The organism is Corallococcus exiguus, from assembly GCF_009909105.1.
In the GTDB taxonomy this organism is placed as follows: domain Bacteria; phylum Myxococcota; class Myxococcia; order Myxococcales; family Myxococcaceae; genus Corallococcus; species Corallococcus exiguus.
Map to the genome: position 1 here is coordinate 977,786 of NZ_JAAAPK010000002.1, position 23,547 is coordinate 1,001,332.

Below are 23,547 nucleotides of genomic sequence, written 5' to 3' on the forward strand. Positions count from 1 at the left end.
CCCGCGTTCACCGGCCAATCACGGGTGCCAGAGGACTCGCATGACGAAAGCGGACATCATCGAGGGGGTCTACGAGAAGGTCGGCTTCTCCAAGAAGGAGTCGGCGGAGATCGTCGAGCTCGTCTTCGACACCGTGAAGGAGACGTTGGAGCGCGGGGACAAGATCAAGATCTCCGGGTTCGGAAACTTCCAGGTGCGCCAGAAGAAGGCGCGCGTGGGCCGCAACCCGCAGACGGGCAAGGAGATCGAGATCAGCGCCCGCCGGGTGCTGACCTTCCGGCCGAGCCAGGTGTTGAAGAGTGCCCTGAACGGCGAGGCACCCCCGGAGAACCACGCGGAGATCGACGCGCAGGAAGAGGCGGCGGCGGACGCGGCGGAGGCCCGGGGCGAGGACTTCGACGAGGGAATGGAAGAGGGCGACGAGTAGGTTTTTTTCACCGGCGCCCCTCACCTCCTGCTTGACCTGAAACGAGGGCAGGGGCATAAGGGCGCACCGTTTCACGACGGCCGTTTTCGGGGCGTAGCGCAGCCTGGTAGCGCACTTGCTTGGGGTGCAAGTGGTCGCAGGTTCAAATCCTGTCGCCCCGACCAAATAGAGGCCCTGGAGTCCCCGGTGCAAGCCGGTGACTCCAGGGCCTTTGTTTTTCTCGCTATCGCCCAGGCGCGAGTACTGCCTAGTGGCGATTCTCCGCGACCCTACGGCAGCCGGATGAGCGTGTGCTGGCCAGGCCAGGGAAGGGCTTCGAACGGCGGCGCTTGGACTCCATGGAGCGGATCGAGGACGTAGCCGACGTAGCTCATGAAGAAGGGATCCGGTTCGTACACCGGCGCAGCGGCGAGCGCGGCCTTCAGCCCGGTGTCCCTCACTTTGGCGAAAGCCCCTCCTCCTGCCTTCGTGAAGCCGAGCCCTGACTTGCCCGGATCCATGACCCTGTAAGCGCCGAGGAAACGTTTCTCGCTGCCGCCAAAATAAAGCAGAAGAGTATCTCCAATCGCGACCTTCCAGGCCGACTCCGCTCTGGCTGAAGTGCCGTCCGGCATCTTGGTGGATAGTAGGCCGTGCACGGCAGGAAGCGGTGGCTGTCGGCAAGGAACTGGGTGAACTCCGAACCCGCCTTCGTGTTCGTCGCCTTATAAGCCCAGGTCACCATCGCTGCTCCTCCAAGAGGCAAGTCCACGTAGGCTTGTAGCTCTGCCAGTGGGCAGGGCGTGAGGTCATGTTGCTCACGGTCAACTTGGGGGCGACCTCCATCGCCGAATAGGTCTGGCCCCCGGGGCAGGTTGCTCCGCCCTCGCCTCCATCCCCTTTGCTCCTACAGATCCTTCTACCTCTCATGGGGAGTCACCTTGAAAGGCGGAACCTCGTCGGTCAGTGTGCTCAGGAGTTGCGGTGGTTGTTGCCCCTGGGGCTAAAGGATTTCACGCCATCCATGCGGGGCTGATTGCGGCATGACTTCTTGAATCATTGGGGCGACTAATCATGTCGCAGCCCTCCGTCCGGCCGAGTGTCCGTAGCGAGCAACTCGGTCGCATCAACTTGAAGAGTCGCGTTGCACGCTGCCTTAGCGTGGCTTGCAAGAGCTTCGTAGTTGCCCAGTCTGACTTCGCTCGAATGGGAAGTGTGCTCTGCATCTTCGATGCAGGGGTCGATAGGGGGGATGAAGTTTGGCCGGCACCAGTAGGTCGAGTCTAGCTGGGCTCATTCTGCGCACCACCGTCACTGGCTGTCGGACGCTCCCACTTAGCTCCGCGAATGACCGCAGCCGTGCTGCGAACGCTTGGCGCAGGCGTTTTTTGGGGTACATCGCCGCACATTGGATGTGTGAGCGCGCATTGACCAGCAAACGTGCGCAAGTAAGACTCGAGTAGCAGTCGCTGGGGGGAACATGCGAATCGAACAGTTCTTGAACTCAATCAAGACGAGTTCGCCAGGCTGGGAGCCTGGAGATAATCTCGCCACGCTCCAATTGACCGACTCGCAGCTCGGTCAGCTCAACGCCTGGGTCGTCGAGCGCGCTCACAAGGTCAAGAGGCTTCGTGACGAGTTCAGGGTGGCCTGGGGCGCAGCAATGCTCCTGGCCGGAGCCCGCGCGATTCAGCGGCTCTTTCGCGAAAATCCAGACGCCCGGATCGAGTACGCGAACGTTGGCGTCAAGCTCGGTATCGACCGACTAGATTTGCACATGAATGCCGACGCTTGGTCTGCCATCGAGGCTGGATCTCGTCAGGTATGGGGCGTGCGACTGATGCGCTCCCGCGCAGCGGCACGGCGTGTTCTTGAGACCATGTTGCTGCACTCTGGCGCGTTCTGGCCTCTGCTTGAAGTGCTTGCGGAAGAAGTCGAGCGCTCGTGGAGTTGGGAATCTCTGGTGCACGCGGATCAGCAGTCGATCGCCGCCTGGATGGGAAACCACGCCAAGCTCCTGCAGGTGCGTGAAGGCCTGCGTTCGGCCTTTCGCGACGAAGACACGCGTCTCGAACTCGCGGATCATCTGCAGCGCTTTGCGGAGGTGAAGGCATTCCTCGCCCAGTGCACTGCGATCCCGCTTGCCAGCGGTGCGCTCACCGAGGTGCTTGGCGCTCCAAGCGATGAGGCGGCCAGCGTTCTCGCAGCCCGTCTGGCTCCGTCCGCGACCACAGAGCAGGCCCAGTGGCACTGGGACACCAGAAATGGACTAGATCGCCTTCTACTGCGCCTGCCTAAACTGATCACTGTACCTGCTGCCGGACCTAAGCAGCAGCGCCTCTTACTCGGCTTCGCGAACGGAACCATCAAGGTCGCCTATTCGCGCCACGGTGAACGGTATGAGCGTGAGGCTGGCACTTCGTCGCTCCCATTGCCGCGAGCTACTGAGTTTCCGGCAGCGCTCCTTGCCTCCGACGAGCATGGCGAGTTCGAAGTCCCATACATGGAGATCGATGCGCCGGCCGATTTAGTAGCACTCTTCGATGCCGATACTGGGGAGCAACTCTCCTGTGCGTCGGCTGGCACAACGGTTGTCCTGGTCTGCGCGCCACGATGCCGACTTAATGCGCCGGATGGCTTTAAGCGTCGGTCGACCGCCGATCTGGACGCATGGTCGTGCAAGGTTCCATCGCATGCTCAGATATTAACGCTGAACTGTCCTGACGGGTCCGTGGAGGAGTGGTCACTAGACCCCAAAGGAATCCAGCTTCGCATCGTCTTCGAGCCATCCCACATTCCTGGCTTGGCGTTCGGTCGCGCAGCCGCCTACTTGCGCTTCCCTCGCTTCTTTGTCGATGGCGATATTCGCACGTTCAGCTACCGCCTTGTTGGCCCTGCTGGCGAACAGTCCGGCACTCTCCGTAATCGGATTGTTAGGCCCGTGCAGAAATTGGCCATGATCCCCGGCCGCTACAGGCTCGAGGTGTTTGCGGACGGAAGGAGTGGCTTTGCTCACTTTGTAATCGTTCCAGAAGGCACCGCGATCACGTCAAGGTCCGACAATGTAGGCACGCACATTGCGGTATCTGGCGGCGACCTGGTGCTGCTCACGCATACAACCGAGCAGGCGCGTGCGTTGACTCTAAATGATTCGGTTCACGGCAAGATCTCAATCAATGTCTTCTGTCGACGCGCCGGATTGCACGGTGCATACTCCGTCGGTGCCTACCCACTACACGTGGAAGTCCGAAAGGCATCTGATTCCGAGGCGACCGACGAGCGTGCGTTTGAGTTGCTTCTTGGTAGTGGCGGTCTACAGATCGAAGGCCCGCCAGGAGCCGAAGTCCGGATCGTTGCAGGCGAAGCCACTTTCATACGCTATCTCGACTCAACAGGTCATCGCTTCATCCGCTTCTCCGAGTTGCCGCGTCGCGTATTTCAAGTCGGCGACGGAGGGCTCCGTCTTCGTGTTCACGTGGGTAGTTGGCACTCCGATGCGCTTCACTTCTCACGGCGCACGGCTCGCCGCCTGAACGTCATACCGGAGCTGCGAGGGGGCATTTGGTACGCGCATACCAAGCTTCCAGATCCTCCTCCTGTGTATTTCGAATTCGTGAGCGCTTGGGCGCCCTGGATCCCCCCGCAGCGCATTGAGGCGACGGTTGTCGCTCGCGACGAAGGGGGCTTTCAATACGAAGTGCTCGTCCCGGCCTCCGGACACCCGTACCAAGTTACCGCTTTCTCTGGCGCAGAGCGGATCTCCGGCATGGGACTATTCAATTCTCACGCGGGCCGCTCACCGGCACCGCCTAAACTCGATCCGCTTGAGCGCTTGCTCTGGGAGGGGACCGAGCACAAGCGAGAGCTTTGGCGAGACGCGATCGAACGCCGCCTCGCCACGCACCATGAACAGTGGGTTTTCGACACGTTCAAGACGCTCCGCCGCTTTGGTTCGCGCTGGTTCAGGATTGCCGAGCATCTATTGGATGCAATGACGCATCTTCGCCTCGGTGCTCTCGTGGTGCCCACCGAGGAGTCCGACGACGTCGAGGCCGTCTTCCGTGATCTCGATTGGCCATTAGCTCGTGTCCGCTATGCCGACTTTCAGCGCGTCGCGCCATCTGATCCTGTGGTCGCATTAAAGAGGATCGCTGAGTGGAACGCCGGACTGCTTGTGCCCGCGTTCCTAAGGTGGGACCCGAGGGAGCGTTACATGGACGTCGCGCGGCTTCTCGCTCCACTCCACGAGGCTCCGAGGTTGCTCAGCAATGCAGAGATCAATGTGGTGTGCAGTCCAGATGCAGAGGGAGTGAGGAACGTCATCAATGGTGCTGCAAGCGGTCGATTTTTCGGCTTAGTAGAAATTCGGCGGAAATATACTGAGCTGTCAGCCGATTCCGATCTTCGCGGCCTCACTGTACGTGACGACAATGCCGAAGGCGTTCACGCCCGGCTTCGCGCAATCTGGCAGCAGGTGCTCCCGCCTGATGCCCGCGAAATCGAGAACGCGGTCGTTAATGTGACTGAGCGCGTCCACCGCTGGCGCGCAGGTGGACCTGCACTCCCAAGGCTCTGGGACGATGTTCGGGTGCTACAGCGCAGTGCTCCAACTCTTTTCGACTATTGGCTTAACCGCTGGGCCGCGGAGGGAACCGAAAAGTGATCAAACACTACCAGTTTGATGCATACCAAGCATATCACGCACTGCAGGGGCGTTACGCTGATTTCTTGCTTGACGTGTTTGGGGTGCGACCCGGGCCTCTCGCGAACGTCCTTCGCTCGCATTGGAGCAGCGATAGTGGCTTTTCGCTGTTTGCGCCGCTGCTGATTCAGGCCGCATTCCCATTCCGCCCCGGGAAAACGCTTTCCGAGCTTCAAGCCCCCTCACCTAATCAGCGCACACGTGAGCGGCCGCTGCACCCGAAGACGGTCTCTCTGTTGAAGAAGGCCGGCCTCGATTACCCCCTGTTCGAGCACCAGGTCGACACCATTCGTGCTGCTTCCCATGGTGAAACCGTGGTCCTCTCGGCGGGCACGGGCAGCGGCAAGACCGAGGCGTTCGTTATCCCACTCATCGATCGCCTCTTCTGGGATCATGAGGAGGGCCGCGACGATCTCAGTCAGCCGGGCGTGCGCGCTGTGGTCGTCTACCCGCTCAACGCGCTTGTGAACAACCAGGTCGACCGCTTATTGGCAATGCTCGGCGGACAAGATGAAATTCACTTCGCTTACTACACCAGCCGGTTGAAGGACACATGGCGTTCGGCGAAGAACTCGTACGAGCGCCGCGGCAAGCCAGTACCTCCGAAATGCCAGCTCATCGACCGTAGGACGCTGCGTGGAATTGATGGTGGCGATGGTCGGCCGAAGGGGCCGCCGCACGTTCTCGTCACCAACTTCAGCATGCTCGAGTACATGCTGATTCGTCCGAACGACAGGACGATCTTCGAGCCCGATAACCTTTTCTACGGCAAAAATCCTCGCCTCAAGATGATAGTGCTCGACGAGGCGCACGTGTACGCCGGCGCGCAGGCCGCCGAGATCCACATGCTGCTGCGCCGCGCTGCGCAGCGCTTCGGCACCACGCTAGAGATGGTGCAGGGATTCGCGACCTCCGCAACGCTCGCGCAAGGAGAGAATGAAGGACGCGCCGTGCTCGATGAGTATGCGTCCCGCATGTTCGCGAAGAAGAGCGGCGTGAAATCAGTCGAGGGACACCGATATCTGCCGGACGAGGCCCGTCCGCCGCGGCATGTGCCGGAACTTCGAGATCCCGTGACCTTGGGTGACGAACAGCAGTTAATCGCCGCGGATCTTCGCACACTCGAATACGACGGTTCGGGAAATCCATCCACATTGCTTCGCGATACCGCCCTTGCCAACACCGCGTGGAAGGCATGCGAATCGCTTGGATTGGTAACCGAGGCAGAGCGGGCTCAGTTGTCAGTTGCCAGTGTCGACTGCCCAGCGCTCCTCTTGCATCACGTGTTCGCTACGCACCCGAAACTCACAGAGCTGCGCGAGTGGCTCTTCAAAAACAAGGAGCTACCTGACATCGATCAGGTAGCCACCAAGGTGTATGGGCCTGCTGAACCGAGTGAGCAGCGGCGGCGCGCGACCGATGCACTCCTGCGCCTTGGATCGCTCGCACGCCTTGATGCCAAGAGACATCCATTCATCCCGATCCGGATGCATGCGCTTATGCGCGCGCCGACCGGAGTCTGGGTTGATCCTCGCCCACCCGAAGCAGGCGTAGTCGAGGGGTGGCCGTGGGGGCCGGTAACCTCAATCGCACCTTCCGGTGATCCTGCCGAATTCCCGCGCGCGCAGCTCGGTGTCTGCGCTGAGTGTGGTGCACCTTATCTTGTCGCCTATCGCGTCGGCGGGGCCAAGGAGTTGCGAGTCGTGAAGGTGGACAAGGCCGCCCGCGTCGCAGTCCGTCCGAAGGAAGGCAAGGAGGAGGTGCTGTGTGTCGGCGAGAGGCGCATCCCCGTCGAATTGGTGGACCTCGATGTGGCCGACCGTCACGGGCGTTCGCCAATGAAGACGTGCCTGCAGTGCAATACGCCGTCGCCCCGACTTCGCCCGCTGCTGCTCAGTCCACGCGCCGCTCTCGGCGCTGTCGTCGATATGCTTTATCCCCACCTTGGCGAGATGCCACCAAGCAGTGGGGAACAGGAGTTCCGCCCGGGCGGCGGGCGTCGCTTGCTCTCGTTTTCTGATAGCCGCCAGGAAGCGGCCCGCATCGCCGCAGTCGTCGAGAGTACGCACGACACCGGCGTCAACCGCCAGCTCATCGTCAGGACGCTCCATGGCGAAGGCGGTAGGGCGACGGTGAAGGAGCTGGCGCGTGCACTCGGTCAGAGTGAGTCGCTCCGCGAGCGCGCAGACTCACGCGATCTCAAGCAGCCCGAGTCGCTCGAATACCTTGGCCTGCTCTCGATCTATGAGGAGCTTGCGCGGCCACCAAGCCGCGCCAACACGCTTGAGACGCTCGGTATCGTTGAGGTCGTGTACCCCAGCCTGCCTCCGTGCCCGAACGAGGCTCTGCCTTACTTTGGCAGTGATAAAGTATGGAAGGACTTCGTCGCCCAGTTGCTCGACTTTGCGCGTAGCCGTGGCGTGGTTGTTAAACCAAGCCCCGATGAGCCGGAAGCAGAGGAGAAGCTCGGACACTTCCTCCCGAACACGCTCGGCAACAAGCTTGTTTGGAGCACTGCGGAGGAACTGCCCGACGAGGACGAATCCGAAGCTGATGAAGAGGAGTCTGGTCGCGACATCCCTATGTACCCGCGCCGCAAGCCCGAGGCCGGCCGAATGTACGAGTACACAGATCGGGTTCGCGAACGCCTCAAGATGCCCGATTCAAAGGGTATCGATTCCTTGCTCACATTCGCGTGGGACGCGCTGAATCAGCACGCTGTGCAGGGATGCAGGTGGCTCCGACTGAGGCAGGGCAAAATCCAGATCGACCTGTCGCGCCTTGAGCTCCAACTTCATGCGCAACCACCTCTCATCGACGTCGACTCCGGCCGTGTCTACTTCCGCTCTGTAGGCGGTGTGGTCCCGGTCCCCAAATGCCCGCGCACGCTGGTGCCAGTGAACGACAAGTTGCGAGCACTTTGGGCTGCCCGTCATTCAGTACGCCGCATTCTTGAGGATCCGCTCCTCGGTTTGCATAGCGTTGAGCACACTGCGCAGATCGGAGTCGACTCGCTTGAAGGAGAAGAAAACGCCTTTCGGCGCGGTGAGCGAAACTTGCTCGCATCATCGACCACTCTGGAGATGGGCGTCGATATTGGAGGCCTCACATTTGTGATGCTGACCAACGTGCCGCCGAGCCCTGCGAACTACTGGCAGCGAGCCGGTCGAGCCGGTCGCCGGGCAGATGGCTCATCGATGGTGCTTACGCTCGCCCTCAATCGGCCGCATGATCAACTGGTGTTTACCAGCCCACGGCGTTTCCTCCATTCAGAAATGACACCGCCGCAGGTCCGTCTCGATGCGCCGCCACTTCTGCTGAGGCATGTGAACGCATCTCTGCTGGCGGCGTTCTTCGAGGAAGCCGTCGAACGTGACGGCGTCGGCAGCCCAATGCGCGCATTCGGAACGGTCGAAGAGTTCCTGTTCCGCGCTGCCATTGGCGACGGTGGCATGGACAAACAACTCGCAGGCAAGCTTGAGTTGCATAATGAGGATCCGATTTCGCTTGCGTTCGGGCGCTGGCTCGACCAGCTCGATGAAAATTCAAGCGTGGCAATGCAGATCCGTGACCTGACGAAGGGCACGACACTGGCAACGTACACGCTCTCCGAGCTTGCTGCCTCCTGCTCCAAGTCGCTCGAGCGCGCTGTCGCGACTGTTAGTGGGGACTACGATGTGATTAAGGAGCAGTGCGAGCGTGAGCAGCAGAAAGGTGAGTCCGCTCGTGATTCAACACTTCTCGGTGCTCTCGCCCATCAAGAGCGCGTCCTTCTGAAGGAAACGCTGATTGCATGTCTCGCTCGAAACGGTTTTTTGCCGCGCTTCGGTTTCCCTCTTGATGTCGTGCATCTCGACACGAAGTGGAAGTTCAAGAAGAAGATCAGTGGCGATCAGCGCGACGATGAGGATGAGCCGAGGCGACATGAAGAACCGCTAGAACTGCGTATGGAGCGCGCTCTTGACATCGCACTAAGTGAGTATGCGCCTGGATCCGAAATTATTGCCGACAAGAAACTGCACCGCGTTGCGGGAGTGGTTCGAAACTGGCTGGCCGGCGACGAGAGCAGTGTCGTTCAGCATTTCTACATTGAGTGCGAAAAGTGCGGGCATTTCGAAGACCGCAACGCTCCGCCTAGAGAGTGCGAGATCTGTCGTCATCTCACTGTGTTCCAGGAGGAGTTGGATTCAGACACGGATGCGACCGGACGCCGCCGCCGAAAGAAGAAGGCCGCCGAGGAGGAGACTCCGCTTGAGGCAGGGGATTTTCCTCCGAGCCGCGTGCGCCGTTACATGCGGCCGAGTGGTTTCGCGGTCAAAGTCGGTCGCAGGCCGCGACGAGTAGGCTCCGAGATTGATCGGATGCCTTCTCCGCGCATAACTGTTCTCGCATCCAACTCCATAGGCCTCGTGGATATCCTTCCGTCTGGCATCATCGGTGGATTCACCTCCAACTCGACGGTCTTCGTGCGCTCCGAGGGCAGATCCGAGAGGCCAGGCGGGCCCGGATTCGGCTTCGCCATTTGCCAGCGCTGCGGATTCGCCGAACCGGAGGAGTCGTTCGATGGTCAGCTTCCCGAAGCGTTCGTGAAGCACGGTAAGCTCCGAGGGTACACGCACTGTGACGGCCAGAGCACATGGCGGCATGCCGTTCTTGGCACATCGATGCCCGTCGATGCTTTCCGACTACGGCTTACAAAGGAGTTTCGTCCTGCCGTCCAACCTGCTGAGGCGGAAGCGTTCTTCCACACGTTTGCTGCCTACCTGCAAATCATTGTTGCACGGAGACTCCAAGTCGATCCACGCACTCTGCACGCAGCCGTCGCGACGTGGCAGGACGCCAACCCAAGCGGTGGGCGCAATTGGGTCTCAGAGAGAGAGGCGGTCGTTTACGAGCCCAGCGGCTCTGGAATGTTGCGGCATCTCATGGATGATCCAGTTGCGCTTCTTAGTGATTTGGTCGAAATGCTCGACAAGAATGACGAAGCGAAAATCATTCGTTTCGACACACAGTTTCTCGCCGCGCGAGGCATGCTGCGCGTCGATCTTCTCCGAACTCACTTCCTGGATCCCGCGCGCAGGATGTTGCTTAGTGCAGCCAACCCGCTCGAAAAACACAAGGCTGCGGTGTTGCGTGGACGCGGGCCGATGCTCGCTGCAATTGAGCTAGTCGAGGACACCAGCTCGGAACTCGGGCTTCAAGCCGCTGAAGTCGCGGGTGATGCGCTTGAGGCAGGCGGTCTCCTGAGAGCCATTCAGCGACGCGTGCTTTGCTCGGAAAAGCATGCACCGCAGCTGCTGCTCAACAGCCTGCCCGATGCCAGCGGTAAGGACGACGACACTGCGGTAGTCGCCGTGCACTTGAGGCGCCTTATTGAGGGCGGAGTGCACTTACGCGTCGCTGCCGTTGCGGACCGAGGGGCATTACGCGAAGACGTGTGGCAGGTCCTCTCTAACTGTCCTACAGGTGCTGCGGCGATCGGCGGTATACAGACTGCCGGCGGCGATGGTCCTCGCTTCGGATCCGCATGGCTCGATGGCTGCACTCCCGTTGAGGCGAAACCTGAGGCCGCCAAGGAGGCATGGTCCAAGTTCGCCGAGCGCTGGGGGCGGGGCCAACCGGTAACGGTAGAGGATCTTACGCCGAAGTCGCCCAACGCCCGTCCGCTCGTCGAGATCGCAAAGGGTGTGATTAACCCTGACGTTGTCTTCGCGTGGAGGTTGCTCCGGTCGCAACTCGGTGATCTGAACCAGTTAGGGAAGGTGACGAGGCTCGCGTATAGCGATCGGCACCTTGGCAAGAGTGCGATCGCAATGTGGATGCTCGGCGAGGTGATCCAACGCCTTGCCTATGCTCCGAAGGCTGCGGGCAAAATTTGGACGCGCGAGGCAGAGGGCTACGATGGTCAGGCGAAGAACGTCGACGAGCTGTTCAGGTTGAAAAAGGCCCCCGCTAATCTCGGGCCGAAGCAATCCAAGATGCTGGCGGAGTGGTGCTCCGGCGAGGCAGGCAAGAAGGGGCTCGGCCTGCAGTTTGAGCGTCGCTTTGAGCTCGAACACCCGCGCAAGCTGGTGATCGAGTTCGCGCCGGGCGGCAAGCTCAGATCTCTCAAGGTGCTCTTCGACAGCGGCCTCGATTGGGCAGAGTGTAAATCGGTAGTTGGCCCATGGACGCAGGGGCCATTCCAGAGCCGCACGACGCATATGAGCATCTATGTGGATCTGCCGGTCGGCGACGATCTCACTGCGCTCGGAGTCTAAGAGCCAATTGGGGGAGGGGCGAGTGGCACCAGATGATGGTGCCGAGCGCGAAGTGCAGCATCGCGACGTCGGTGTCCTCTCGCTTCTCCAAGTGTCGTAGCTCGGCGTAACAGGTCCTCCGGAGTTCGGCGAACCCGGTCGGGGTGAGTTCGGCCAAACCGGTCCGCACCGGTTCGGCCAAACCGGTCCACTCGGGTGTCCGCCGACAGGCCACGCTGGCTTCCCTTGGAAAGGGAAGTGGCGTGAGTAACCGGAGAGTGGAGATGGACCGGCTGCAGGAATTGGTGCGGTTGCACCGCCTGGGCACGCCCGCGCGGCAAGTGGCCCGGGTGCTGCGCATGGGCGTGGACGTGGAGCGCGGCTACCGGCGCGTGCTGGAGGCGGCGGGGCTGCTGCAGGGCGACGCGCAGGTGCTGCCCGAGCTCGAGGTGCTCAAGGCCGCGGTGCTGGCGGCGCGGCCCGCGGCCCCGCCAGCGCCCCAGCAGACATCCAGCATGGAGGCGCACCGCGCCCAGGTGGAGGCGTGGGTGGCGAAGGGACTGCAGCCGCAGGCCATCTTCACCCGGCTGCGGATGGAGGCAGGGGAGCCGGTAGGCAGCCTCTCGGCGGTCAAACGCCTGGTGGGCAGCGTGCGTCGGGCACAGGGCGTGAGTGAAGAGGACGTCGCCATCCCGGTGGAGACGGCACCGGGCGAGGTGGCGCAGGTGGACTTCGGCGAGGTGGGCCGGCTGTACGACGCGGACGCGGGGGCGCTGCGGCGCACCTGGGTGTTCGTCATGGTGCTCGGCTACAGCCGCCACCTCTTCGCCACGCGGGTGTTCGACCAGCGCGTGGAGACGTGGCTGCGCTGTCACGAGGCCGCCTTCGAGTACTTCGGTGGCGTGCCTCATTGCCTGGTGCCCGACAACCTCAAAGCGGCGGTAGTGCGCGCGGCCTTCGGGGTGGACGGGGAGAGGGCCCTGCAGCGCAGCTACCGCGCGCTGGCGCGCCACTACGGCTTCATCGTCGACCCGGCTCCACCCCGTGCCCCAGAGAAGAAGGGCAAGGTGGAGGCGGGCGTGCGCTACGTGAAGGGCAACTTCTTCGCCGGGAGGGCCGGAGAGGACGCGCGCGAGTGCGAGGCCGCCCTGCAGCGCTGGCTGCGGGACGTGGCGTCGGTGCGCGTGCACGGCACGACGGGGCGTCAGCCGCGCCTCCTCTTCCAGGAGGCCTCGGCGCTGCGTGCGCTGCCGGCAGCCGCGTGGGCGCCCGAGGTGTGGCACGAGGCCTGCGTGCACCGCGATGCCCACGTCATGTACGGCCGACGGTTGTACTCGGTGCCTTGGCGTCTCATCGGCCAGCGCGTCTGGCTATGCGTCACGGCCCACGACGTGCGCGTGTACGCCCAGGACGAGCGCGTGGCTACCCACCCCCTACGCGGCGAGGGCCACCGCAGTACCGTGGAAACGCACCTGCCCGAGGCGCGCGCGGCCCTGCGCCACCGCAGCCGCAGCCACTGGGAGACACGGGCGGCCCGGCTGGGCCCTCACACCGAGGCGTACGTGCGCGCCGTCTTCGACGCGGATGACGTCCTCAGCCAGCTGCGCTGCGTGCAGGCCATGGTGGTGCACCTGGAAGGCTTCCCGCGCGAGCGAGCCGAGGCCGCATGCCGCCGGGCGCTGCACTTCGGCAACCTGCGCTACCAGGGCCTCAAGGACATCCTGCGCCGCGGTCTGGACTTGCAGCCGTTGCCCCAGGACGGGCACCTGGCCATCGCCACGCCCGCCGCCACTGCTACGCCGCCGGCTCCCCGCTACGCGCGCGACGTGCGCACGCTGCTGCGTTAGCGCCCCCCTGCCTGTCCCCGCCGTCCCACCCCGCTCAAGGAGTATCCCCCCCCGCATGAGTACCTATGACGAACTCGTCCCCGTGCTGAAGAAGCTGCGCCTGTCCGGGCTGCTGCAGTCCCTCGAGGTGCGCTGCCGCGAGGCGGCCGACGCCAACTTGTCGCTGACGGAATTCCTCTACCGACTGCTGGCCGACGAGGTGGAGCGGCGCGACGGCAAGCAGTTGGACGTGCGCATGCGCCGTGCCGCCTTCGAACGGCCCAGCACATTGGAGGACTTCGACTTCTCCTTCAACACCTCCGTCCCGCGCACCAAGGTGCTGGAACTGGGCACCTGCACCTCTGTCGAGCGGCACGAGAACGTGCTGGTAGTGGGGCCGGCGGGCGTCGGCAAGAGTCACCTCGCCCAGGCGCTGGGCCAGCGAGCCTGTCGCGCCGGCCACGCCGTCCTCTACGTGAGCGCCCACGACATGCTCACGCAGTTGCGCGCCTCACGCGCCGACAACAACTACGAGCGACGCCTCCTGCGCTTCACCGCGCCAGCCCTGCTCATCGTCGACGACCTCGGACTGCGGCCCCTCACGGGTGAGGAGGGCATCGACTTGTACGAGATTGTCCGCCGTCGCTACGAACGCGCGGCCACTTGCATCACCTCCAATCGCGCCCTGGAGGAGTGGCCGCCGCTGTTTGGTGACGCACTGCTGGCCAGAGCCGCCATGGACCGGCTGCTGCACCACTCCCACGTCCTCACCATCGAGGGTGACAGCTACCGCAACCCGCCACTCGCCAAGCGCACCCGCGCACCGCGCGCGGCCCAGGTCGAGACTCCCGCACGCTGACACCTGGCGGAGCCCCTGCCGGACCGGTTTGGCCGAACCCGCGCGGTCCACGCCGTCACGCTTCCCGGGCTCCTCACGTCCGGACCTCATTGGCCGGACCGAATAGCGACCTGATTAGCCGAGCCTTGAGAGTGTTGTACCAGGCGACGAAACGCGCTACCCGCGCGTGCGCATCCTGCGTCGACGCGAAGGCTCGCTGGGGGAAGCAGGGGCGGTATTTCAGCGTCCGGAAAAGGGCTTCGGAGAAAGCGTTATCGTCCGAGACGCGGGGCCGGCTGAAGGACGGGGCCACGCCCAGCCATTGCAGCGTGGCCAGCATCGTGGCGCCCTTCATGGGGCCGCCGTTGTCCGAGTGCTGCACCAGGCCCTCGGGGCAGCCTGCCTCGCGCCAGCTGTCGCGGATGAGGGCTGCGGCATGCGTGGAGGACTCCTCCTCAGGGACGTGCCAGCCCATGATGCGGCGGCTGAAGACGTCCACCACGAGGTACAGGTAGAGGAAGCAGCCCTTCACCGGGCCCTTCACCATCTGCGACTTGAATGCATCTGTGTACGGCACTGCGTCCTGCCTGCTCTCGCCCCCATGGCGTGGTCAGCCCGGCCGCTCAGCCGAGGCGACAACTTCCCTGACACCGGGGGATGACGCGGTGGTCCTTGCACGCTCTGTTCCGGTCCTGCTTTGGCCACAGAGGAGCCAAAGCCCCCCCACTGCCGCCCGTTCAACTCATAGCGCCTCATGTCGACGGGCATCCCCGCAGGAGCAACAGCTGGCGGCCCTACTTCCATCGGATAGGGCCTAGCCGGACCTAGGCTTGATCTGATGGAATCACTGTTCTCTGAGCCGGGCGTGCATGACGCGCGTCTCCGCTAAGGGGGGGACGTGGATCTGGACCGTGCGACCGATTGAAAGCGAAGTGTCCGCAGCGCGTGCTCTGGCCAGAAAACACCTCGCAGGCTTCGACCAGAGTAGCCCGGTCTCCTACGAAACGCTTTGTCATCGGCTTAGCTCCTGTCGGCCACTGCGGGAGTTGATGCAGTCGCCTGACCTTATACGTGCGCTTCAGTCACTAGCTCTGGAGAACGGGGCCCGCACGGACAGCCAAGTACGCAATGCGACGGCCCTCCTCCGGCGGGTCATCGCGAAGGTATCCGCGCATCCCGAGGTGCGCAGGGCTCAACCTGAAAAGGCCAATGCAGCTATCCTCACGGTTGCAGCTGCAACGCAGAAAGTAGTCCCTGCGCCACCAAAGACCGAAACACCCGCAGTGCGGCCTTCAGTGGCGCTGGTCGTTTCATCCCCTAGCGGAGGCGCAGCTCCCGCAGTGCCCATTCCTGTTCCACAGCCTGTGGAGGTGCGTCCGGCCGCTGCGATCGCCGTGTCGCACTCCACACCGGTGGCGGCAATCGCCTCTGCGGTCCCAAGACACCAGCAGCAGCGGTTGGAGGCGCTCAGGGCTGCAGCCCGTCCAGGCTGGGACCGTGTGGCCCAGGCCTGGGACGTTCTGTGCAGGCAACAGGCGTCCTGGATGAATTTACCCTTCTCCGTGGCGCTTCAGGAGGAACGCAATGCCTCCGCCAAATCGCTCTTGGTGACGCTCCAGAGGCTCGTGGAATCAGATCTTGAGCCCGAAGTCCTTCGGGCCCGCGAGGCGAACGTTGCGCGTATCATTCGCGTGCTTGACTTGAAAGTGTCGGATGCCATCCCGGGAGACCTCGTCGAGGCGTTTAATTCCCGATCAGATCTAAATGAGATTACCTCAGTGGCACAGACGCTGGAACGTATCGAGCGAGCGGGACTTCCGAGCTGGGTCTGGCCGCGGTCTCTCCAGACTCCCACGCATAATTCTCGTGCTCGGGTGCTTATTGCCCTGGTTTCTGAGCCAGATGTCTGCAGTGAGATGTTGCAGTGCGTGGCTTGGCTGGAGACTCGGGACGAAGAGATCAGGCGTCATGTCCGCGGAGTTCCTGAGCCCAAGGACGCCACGGGCCCGTGGCTGGAACGTCTTCAGGCGGCTGTGGAAATGCGCCTGCGTACTGCGGAGGTCGAGGCACGATGGCTTCCTCGGCTTGAGGCACTTCGGAATCGCCTGAGCGAGGAAGTGCTCAAGGAGCTGCGCGCTAACATCGGTATGTCCCAGGCATGGGTCCGGATTGAGCTGGCAGAGGCACATTCTCAGCGGGCGGACGCGCTCAAGTCCCGGTTGCACGCGAAGGCTGCGGAGGATTTGATGTCTGCCTTGGCCACGATACCGGTCGAGGCAGAGGTAATCCTTTCGGATATAGAACGTGCAGTCAGAAGCCCTTTGGCAGATTTGATCCCAGACTTGGCGAGTCTGGAGAAGGTTCGTAAGCTTCATTCATACCCTTCGCTCAGCATCGAGGAGAAGACGCCTTCCCCCGCACTCCGGGTCAAGGTGAGGGACCTGCGCCATCCGCTCTCTCGTAAGGTGGGACTGACCGCGACCACCTATGCCGCTGATCTGGTATGGCAACCTCCCGTGCTTGGTGAACCGTATGGCCGGGTGAGCCTGCCCGTGCGGGTGGTTCTCGAAAGCCCTGCCCCAGCGCAACTTGAGGTCGGGTTGCAGGTAGAGCTGACGGGTGACCTCCGTGACACGCCGACTGCTTGGCTGGAAGCGGTCTCCCGGCAGGAGTTTCGCATCCCCCAGGGCGCGGAAACGCATGATCTGGAAGTAGTGATTCCCATCTTGCGATCACGGGTCGAGCAGCTTTCCTCTGCGCGCCGAAGTGTTTCTGTGAAACTCCATATGAGCTCGCCTGATCTGATTTGGCCCTTTGGTCATGATGGCAAGGAGCTCAATTGGCAGGAACTGCAGCTTAATCAGGTGCCTTTTGAGTCTCCGTTTCACGACAACATTCCTGTCGAAGTGATGGAGTCGCGCCCATTGGGCGTGGAGGGCTGCTTTCAGGATCTACAGCGGGAAGTCCAAGGCGGGAACCGTTCCTTCTATATCTGTGGTCCGAGGCGATATGGGAAGACGACCCTGCTCAAGGGGTTGCTGGAGCGGGCGCAGACCTTTCAGGATGTTGTGGTGCTCCCCCTTGTTGTTGCCACGGAATATCCGGACATCGCCTCCATCTGGAAAGCGGTGGCGGAGCAAATCTCCGTGCGCTTCAACAGGCCTGTGAAGATGGAGTTGGAGGACGGTATCCTGCCTACGGCAGAGGCCTTCCATCAGGTGCGTGAAGAGGCGGCTCGGAAAGGAGAGGGAAAACTGCCAATCCGAGCCATCTACATCGTCATTGACGAAGCGCAGGCACTCTTCTCCCTGGCCGCCGTGCGAAGCGGCCACTCGTACCTACTTGGGGAGCGGCTAAAGGCTCGGCTGGAGCACTCCTGGGGCATAGCAGGGGAGGGACGAGCAGCTATCAAGCTCGGACTGGTCGGCCAACTTCATATGCGTAAGTTGATGGGCGCCAACCTGCTTGCTTCCATCCCCGCTGCTTTCGAAGCCTCGTCGCTCAAAGAGGAGGATTTGCTCCCCCTGCTTCGTTCATTCGCTGCGGGAGGATTGCAAAGTTCGTCAGAAGCCCGGGCGCGCCTTGCCGCGCTCGCTGGTAACCTTTTTATTCTCAATAGGTTGCTTCAGGCGGTGCAAAGTATTTGTTTTGGGGAAAAGCGCACTTGGTTTGTCGAGCAGGATGTTGACAGGGCTGCTGAGCAGATCGTTAGGAACTATCAGGAGGGTGCCGCGGATGTGTGGACTTACGTTCGCGACGTGCTTAACGAAAGTGACAACCTTAATGATTGGAGGCCCAGCGAAACTTATCCCGTAGCACTGGCTTGGGCAAAGGCCCTCTCCACGGGAGACGAATCAGTGCGGGATCGCGCGCTTTCCACGCTGCGGCAGTGGGCGGGCGACATTGAAATCTCACCGGACCGGGTGGATGAGTGCGTCCAAATCCTACGCGATGCACAGGTGCTCCGTGAGGATGGAACTGTCCAGCTTCCCATGCTTGAGCGCTTCCTGCAGTTGCGTGCTGCCCGGCCCCAACCGCTCAGCGAGCCTCGAGAGCGCGAGGCCCTTAGCCGGCTGGGCCTTCCGAGAATTGAGCGCCCCAGCGAGGTGCCTACTGAGGCCGCGAAGATCTTCGAAGGAAGCCAAGCTCGGGTCTATCCCGCGACAGAAGGTGGCCGCGAGGTCGCGGTCCGTTGCGTGAAGCTCGACAACGAGAAGGCCCATCAGCGCTTTCAGAGTGAAGTGAGACTGCTCCAGCGAATCTCGAGTCTCTCTCAGCAGGAGAACCACCAAGTGCTCCGAGCGCTCCCGCACATGATGCGGGTGGGTATTGACGCGCAGGACTCCCATTTAGGAGTCGTTGTCTATGAGTGGATTCGTGGTGAGTCGCTCATGCCGGGCTCTCTCTCGGAGCTGGCCGCGCTCAAGACCGGTTCGTGCCTCGTGGCCGTCCTTCGAACACTTGAAAAGCTGCAGGTGGTTCACCGGGACATCAAGCCTGAGAACGTCCTTGTTCGGGTGGATGACCGAAAGCCAGTGCTCATCGATTTCGGATTGGCGCGAGCGGTGGCGGAATTGCAGCGTGGGGGGCCCACATTCGTGGGTTCACCGGATTTCGTACCGCCGGAAGTCGTCGCGGGGCAGAACTGGACGTCGCGTGCTGATCTCTATTCGCTTGGTAAGACGCTTAAGGTGTGCTTGGCGCCATCCGCCACGGCATCACGCCTGCGGGAGTTCGTGGAGGGAATGACTGCACAGCGTCCCGAAACGCGGCCCTCGCTCGAACAAGCCGCTCAGTTCTTCCTGGCTGAGGAGGGAAGGGCTCAAGAAGATGCTCGACGGAGCGTGATGCTGAGGGAGGTTCAGTCTCTCGGTGCGAGTCTTTTAGGGAAGTACCAGCGCTTGCTGGAGCGTGCGCAGGGGGACATCTGGGCGTGCCGGCATGGACTCATTGGCCGAGCTGAGTCCAAGCTCGCCTGTATTGCGGAATTTCTAGAGAACATCTTTGAGGCCTATGTGTCGGAGCAACACCCGCTGCTGCGTAATCAATTCTCTGGAGAGACAGTCACGCTGAATGTCGTTGGTAAATATCCCCATCGGGCGCAGCTTCCGGACGCTGTGCGCCCCTTTGTGTGTGTGCAGGCGCAGGCCGTCGGTGTCCTGCGCAATGCTAGTGCGCACGGGGCCCGATTCGATGAGATTCTCAGAAACGCTTATCGCTGTCTGAACAGGCCGAGTAGCTTCGGCATGAGGGGAGGTGACCCGGCCTTGCTGCGTATGGCGGTAGAGCATGTAGTCGGACTCTTGGAGCGGGCATTGGGCGTTCGAGGGCTGCAGGAGTTGCTGCGATTCTGGCTGGCGCCAGCCCCTGCGAGCGCCTGAACGCGAACAGGACCGTGCGCTGCGCTCGTCGGTTTACGACTGGGTCATCAAGCCCAGGACTCAAGTTCGAGGCGGCCTGGAACGACGGGGCGCAGTGCCCTTTGGCATGCTTCCGGAGCGTGGCGACTGCATTGGGCCTCGTTACGCGAATATCCATTTCAAGCCCTTGAACGCGGTCCGATCGCGTCGGGCCTCGGGATGCCGGTTCCTTCGTTCCGCTGGAGCGGATGGGGGCTCAAGAGCGCGGCGCGCTGTTCGCCGGAGCGGGAACGAAGTCCATTCCCGCAGGAATCATGAACCTCCCCCCCCGTATACTGGAGCTTCCGGGACAGCGGTGAGTCCTCGTTAAGGTCATGTTGCGGAGAGTGCGTGTTTGGCGCGAGCATGCGGTCCGCTGCTCGCCCCCAGGCGGGCGGTCCTCACCCTCAAGGAGTGTTCAGCACATGCGAATCCCCCGGACTTCCGGCCGTAGGACGCTGCTTGGAACGCTGCTGTGTACCCTCTCCCTCGTGGCCTGTGGTCCGGCCCCCGAGGCCGAGCCCACCGACAGCGCTCCCGTGGGCACGGAGAAGCAGCCCGTCGTCTACGGGACCGACAACCGCACGGACGTGTACGCGCACGCGAACGCCACGCTGCGCGCCCGCGCTCAGCAGTCCACCGTCGCGCTGATGAACCCTTCGGACTTCAACGCGACCAACCCCAACAACGTCACCTTCAACGGGTCCACGCTGCGCTCCGCGTACAACCTCTGCACCTCCGAGCGCTTCCTGGACGACCTGACCCCGGCCTTCTGCTCCGGCACGCTCATCGACGATGACCTGGTGCTCACGGCGGGCCACTGCATCACCAGCGCGTCGGCCTGCACCAGCACGCGCTTCGTCTTCAACTTCTACCGCACCGCCGCCGGCGCCATGCAGACGGTGACGACCGCGGACATCTTCTCCTGCCAGGCGATTGTCGCGCGCCAGCAGGCCACGGTGGGCGGTCGCAACCTGGACTTCGCCATCGTCCGGCTGGACCGGGCGGCCACCCCGCGCTTCACGCCCGCCCCCATTCGCGCGGGCAACGCCGCGCTGCCCGTGGGCACCAACGTGACGGTCATCGGCTCGGGCAGCGGCATCCCCTTCAAGATCGACTCGGGCGGCTCGGTGCGTGACGCGCGCGCGGGCACGCTGGACTACTTCGTGGGCACCACGGACACGTTCGGCGGCAACTCGGGCTCGGGCGTGTACGAGAACAACGGCTACACGGTGGCCGGCATCCTGGTGCGCGGCGAGACCGACTACAAGGCCAACGGGAGCTGCAGCGTCGTCAACACCTGCACGGAGACGGGCTGCCGCGGCGAGGACATCACCTACGTTCGGCCGGCCATCGACGAGTACTGCGGCGTGGCGACCAGCACGCGCCTGTGTGCGGGCTACCCGCCGCCCGCGACGCCGGTGACGTTCACCTTCACCGCCACCAACACCAACAGCGCCAACCAGAACACCGTCAACCACAACGTCACCCTGGCCGCCGGGCAGACCCTCAAGTTCGGCACCTGCACGGTGCCGGGCGCCACCGGCACGGGTGACACGTACCTGCGCCTGTACAACGGAACCTCCCTGGTGGTCTCGAACGACGACGCCTGCGGCACGCTGTCCTACGCCAGCTTCAAGGCTACGACGGCGGGCACCTACCAGATCCGCGCCGGCTGCTACTCCAGCGGGAGCTGCAGCGGCACGGTGGCGTACACCGTCCAGTAGTCCCTGAAGGACCCAAGCGGGCGGTGGCGTCCGTCACCGCCCGCACCGGTCTCCTTCACTCCGGCAGCACGAGGGCGATCCTCGCCCCGCCAGCCATCCTGGCGGGGGCCGGAGCGTGACGAGCGCTCAGCAGCAGTTGGATGGCTTCTGGGCGATGACGGCGATCAGCACGGCGATGTTGAGCACGAGCTGCGCCAGCACGACGGCCAGGTACGCGCCACCGGTCGTGAACAGGCCGACGACCATCAGGATGAGCGACGCGCAGTTGAGGGCGATGGTGAACCAGCTGCCCGTCAGCGCCGCCCCGAAGATCTTGCCGAGGGTCCCTCCGAGGTAGAGCGCCTTGATGATCCGGATGACGGTGGAGCCATCGATGGCTCCCTGCTGCGCCGCGGCCCCCAGCGTCCGGAGCAGCGACGTGCTCTCCGTGATGAGCGGCCTGGCGGCCTTGACCACCTGGGTCGCCGAGTAGCCCAGCCCTACCACCGCCAGCAGCAGGCACACGCAGGTCGAGGCCACGGAGATGACCCAGCCGATGCACTCGGTGTCGACCGTCAGCTCCATCCGGTCGCACTCCACCGGGCCCTGCGCGGTGTGGTGATAGAAGACGTAGTGCTTGCCCTCGACCTTTCCGGCGATGCTTCCCACCGGCAGGCCCCCGGGCCCGTTGCCGCGTGACAACCCCAGGTGGAGGTTGTTGCGGAAGAGTGAGCGCAGCCGGTCCTTCATCGCGCCCGGCACGGAGGCCAGCACCTGCTCGTAGGAAGCGATGAGTGCGTCCACCTGCTCGCCCGAGAGCGGGCTCTGCGCGGGGAGGGCCACCTCCTCCGTGGCCCACCGGACGGAGGGCTGGAGGCCCGCGGAGGGGCGAGGCACCGCCACCAGCGTGGTCGTGGACGGCGCCCCGGGCGGCGGCGTGGAGTCGGAGGGCGGCGTGGCGACGAGCGAGGGCGTCGCCGTGTTGAGCAACGACGGCGGATTGCCGGTCACCTGGTTGGCCAGGCCGAGCGCGTTCCAGGCGTAGTACGCCACGCAGCCGTCCGCGTCGGAGGGGTCGCTCGACATGTAGTGCTGGAGTTCGTTCTGGGGGAGTTCGCGCGACCACAGGCCCACCGCCTGCAGGTGCCCCTGGAAGTCGTGGACCGCCCCACCCGCGACACTGGCATCGGGGTCCGCGCCGAACACCCAGACAGGGCTGGCCACCGAAGGCAGCGTGGTGCCGATGGCCGCAACGGAGTTGCCATCCAGGAAGATCCGCACCGTGGCGCTCCCGTCGTAGGTCATCGCCAGGTGGTGCCACCCACCCGCGGGCAGCGCGGCTCCCTGCTCCCAGCTCGCACCGCTCGATCCCGACAGGGACTTGAGGCAGACGTCGAACGCGCCATTGTCCCACCGCAGGCCCAGGGCGATGCCATCCCGGGTGTCGCGGTCCCGGCACGCGAACAGCGTACGGTCGCTCAGCTGGAAGTCGGAGGGGGCATCCGCGTTGAACCACGCCTGCACGCTGAAGGGCCCGCCGTTGGCCACCACGGTGAGGTTGTCTCGCGGTGAAGGCTGGACCGCCGCGTTGACGACCCGGAGGGCGGGGGCGAGCATCGTCACGTGCGCGCCGCCCTGGAAGATCGCGGCCGGGCGGTTGTGTCCGGAGACGTCCCCGGTGGACCCGTCGCTGAAGCTGTAGCAGGCGGTGAGTGACGGGCCCGGCGGAGGCACGTCCCACACCGGCTGGCACTCCTCGCCGGTGAACGCGGTGGACCAGAACGCGACGTTGCAGAACTGCGCGTCGGTGGTGCCCCCCAGGGTGAAGACGCTTTCGGTGATGATGACTCCCGTGGCACTCCCCTCGATGACGGGCGTGCCGTTCGCGTAGAGCGTGTAGTTGCCGGCGCCAGTGCCGGTCCACTGCCAGACGTACAGGATGTACTGCCACTGCTCCGGCAGCAGTTCGACCTCCGCGCACCGCGGCGCATTGAGGCCCGGCATGTCGAGCGTCAGCTGCATGCCGTGAAGCCCGATGGACCAGTCCGTCCCCATCGACAGCAGCAATCCGTCGTAGGCAGGGGTCCGAGGACGAACCCAGAAACCGATGGAGTAGGACGAGGTGCCAGAGTTGTTGATGGGGGTGGACGTGCCCAGTTGGATGCGCTGGCCGTAGCGAACGTCGGCGGCACCGTACTGATACATGGGTCTCATGATGGGGGGCTCCAGGGGTGGGGAAGGACCGCCGCCGCGAAGAGCAAGGAGCGCGCCAGCGCGCGGCGCCTGACCTCTCCTCTGGGGGGCGCGGTGCGATCCCGCCGCTTGCGTCCCGGCATGACGCAGCCGAGTCAGTCTGGGACGCACGGCACGCCATGCCCAAGCGTCCCGACGCCAGGGCCCGTAAGGTAGACAGACCCGGCATGAGCACGTG

Annotated in this window: 9 protein-coding genes, 1 tRNA gene and 1 pseudogene; 8 read left to right on the top strand and 3 right to left on the bottom strand. The window is 63.4% G+C overall.

Annotation, left to right across the window (positions count from 1 at the left end; genetic code table 11):
• The first annotated feature begins 40 nt into the window (after positions 1-40).
• Both GTZ93_RS10435 and GTZ93_RS10440 read left to right on the top strand, forming a co-directional pair.
• A complete protein-coding gene (locus tag GTZ93_RS10435; RefSeq protein WP_014397244.1) occupies positions 41-427 on the top strand; it encodes an integration host factor subunit alpha in 387 nt (128 codons plus the stop codon).
• Positions 428-514: 87 nt separating this feature from the next.
• A tRNA-Pro gene (locus GTZ93_RS10440) sits at positions 515-591 on the top strand.
• A gap of 105 nt (positions 592-696) precedes the next feature.
• Here GTZ93_RS10440 and GTZ93_RS10445 read toward each other — a convergent pair.
• On the bottom strand, positions 697-1,041 hold the full coding sequence (locus GTZ93_RS10445; RefSeq protein ID WP_139915773.1) for a hypothetical protein: 345 nt from the start codon (positions 1,039-1,041) through the stop codon (positions 697-699).
• A gap of 845 nt (positions 1,042-1,886) precedes the next feature.
• Between GTZ93_RS10445 and GTZ93_RS10450 the strand changes: the two genes are divergently transcribed.
• From GTZ93_RS10450 to istB, 4 genes are all read left to right on the top strand, one after another.
• Entirely contained in the window at positions 1,887-5,069 is a 3,183-nt protein-coding gene (locus GTZ93_RS10450; protein ID WP_139915774.1) for a DUF1631 domain-containing protein, read from the top strand.
• A complete protein-coding gene (locus tag GTZ93_RS10455) occupies positions 5,066-11,368 on the top strand; it encodes a DEAD/DEAH box helicase (protein WP_139915775.1) in 6,303 nt (2,100 codons plus the stop codon). The genes GTZ93_RS10450 and GTZ93_RS10455 overlap by 4 nt, the downstream gene beginning before the upstream one ends.
• A 242-nt stretch (positions 11,369-11,610) precedes the next feature.
• Positions 11,611-13,194, top strand: a complete 1,584-nt coding sequence (istA, locus tag GTZ93_RS10460; RefSeq protein WP_257978983.1) for an IS21 family transposase — start codon at positions 11,611-11,613, stop codon at positions 13,192-13,194.
• 55 nt (positions 13,195-13,249) lie between these two features.
• The gene (gene istB, locus GTZ93_RS10465) at positions 13,250-14,032 is read left to right on the top strand and encodes an IS21-like element helper ATPase IstB (protein WP_139915699.1); all 783 of its coding nucleotides are present in this window, start codon (positions 13,250-13,252) and stop codon (positions 14,030-14,032) included.
• A 130-nt stretch (positions 14,033-14,162) separates the two neighbouring features.
• Here istB and GTZ93_RS10470 read toward each other — a convergent pair.
• Positions 14,163-14,555, bottom strand: a pseudogene (locus tag GTZ93_RS10470) (transposase); the annotation flags it as partial.
• Positions 14,556-15,555: 1,000 nt separating this feature from the next.
• Between GTZ93_RS10470 and GTZ93_RS10475 the strand changes: the two are divergent.
• Positions 15,556-19,392: a protein kinase domain-containing protein gene (locus tag GTZ93_RS10475; protein ID WP_161662759.1), complete on the top strand. Its 3,837-nt coding sequence runs from the start codon at positions 15,556-15,558 to the stop codon at positions 19,390-19,392.
• 443 nt (positions 19,393-19,835) lie between these two features.
• Complete coding sequence (locus tag GTZ93_RS10480; protein ID WP_139915697.1) at positions 19,836-21,137, top strand: serine protease; 1,302 nt, start codon at positions 19,836-19,838, stop codon at positions 21,135-21,137.
• A gap of 126 nt (positions 21,138-21,263) precedes the next feature.
• Here the strand turns inward: GTZ93_RS10480 and GTZ93_RS10485 are convergent, their stop codons facing one another.
• The gene (locus GTZ93_RS10485; RefSeq protein WP_257978970.1) at positions 21,264-23,330 is read right to left on the bottom strand and encodes a LamG domain-containing protein; all 2,067 of its coding nucleotides are present in this window, start codon (positions 23,328-23,330) and stop codon (positions 21,264-21,266) included.
• Positions 23,331-23,547 lie beyond the last annotated feature (217 nt).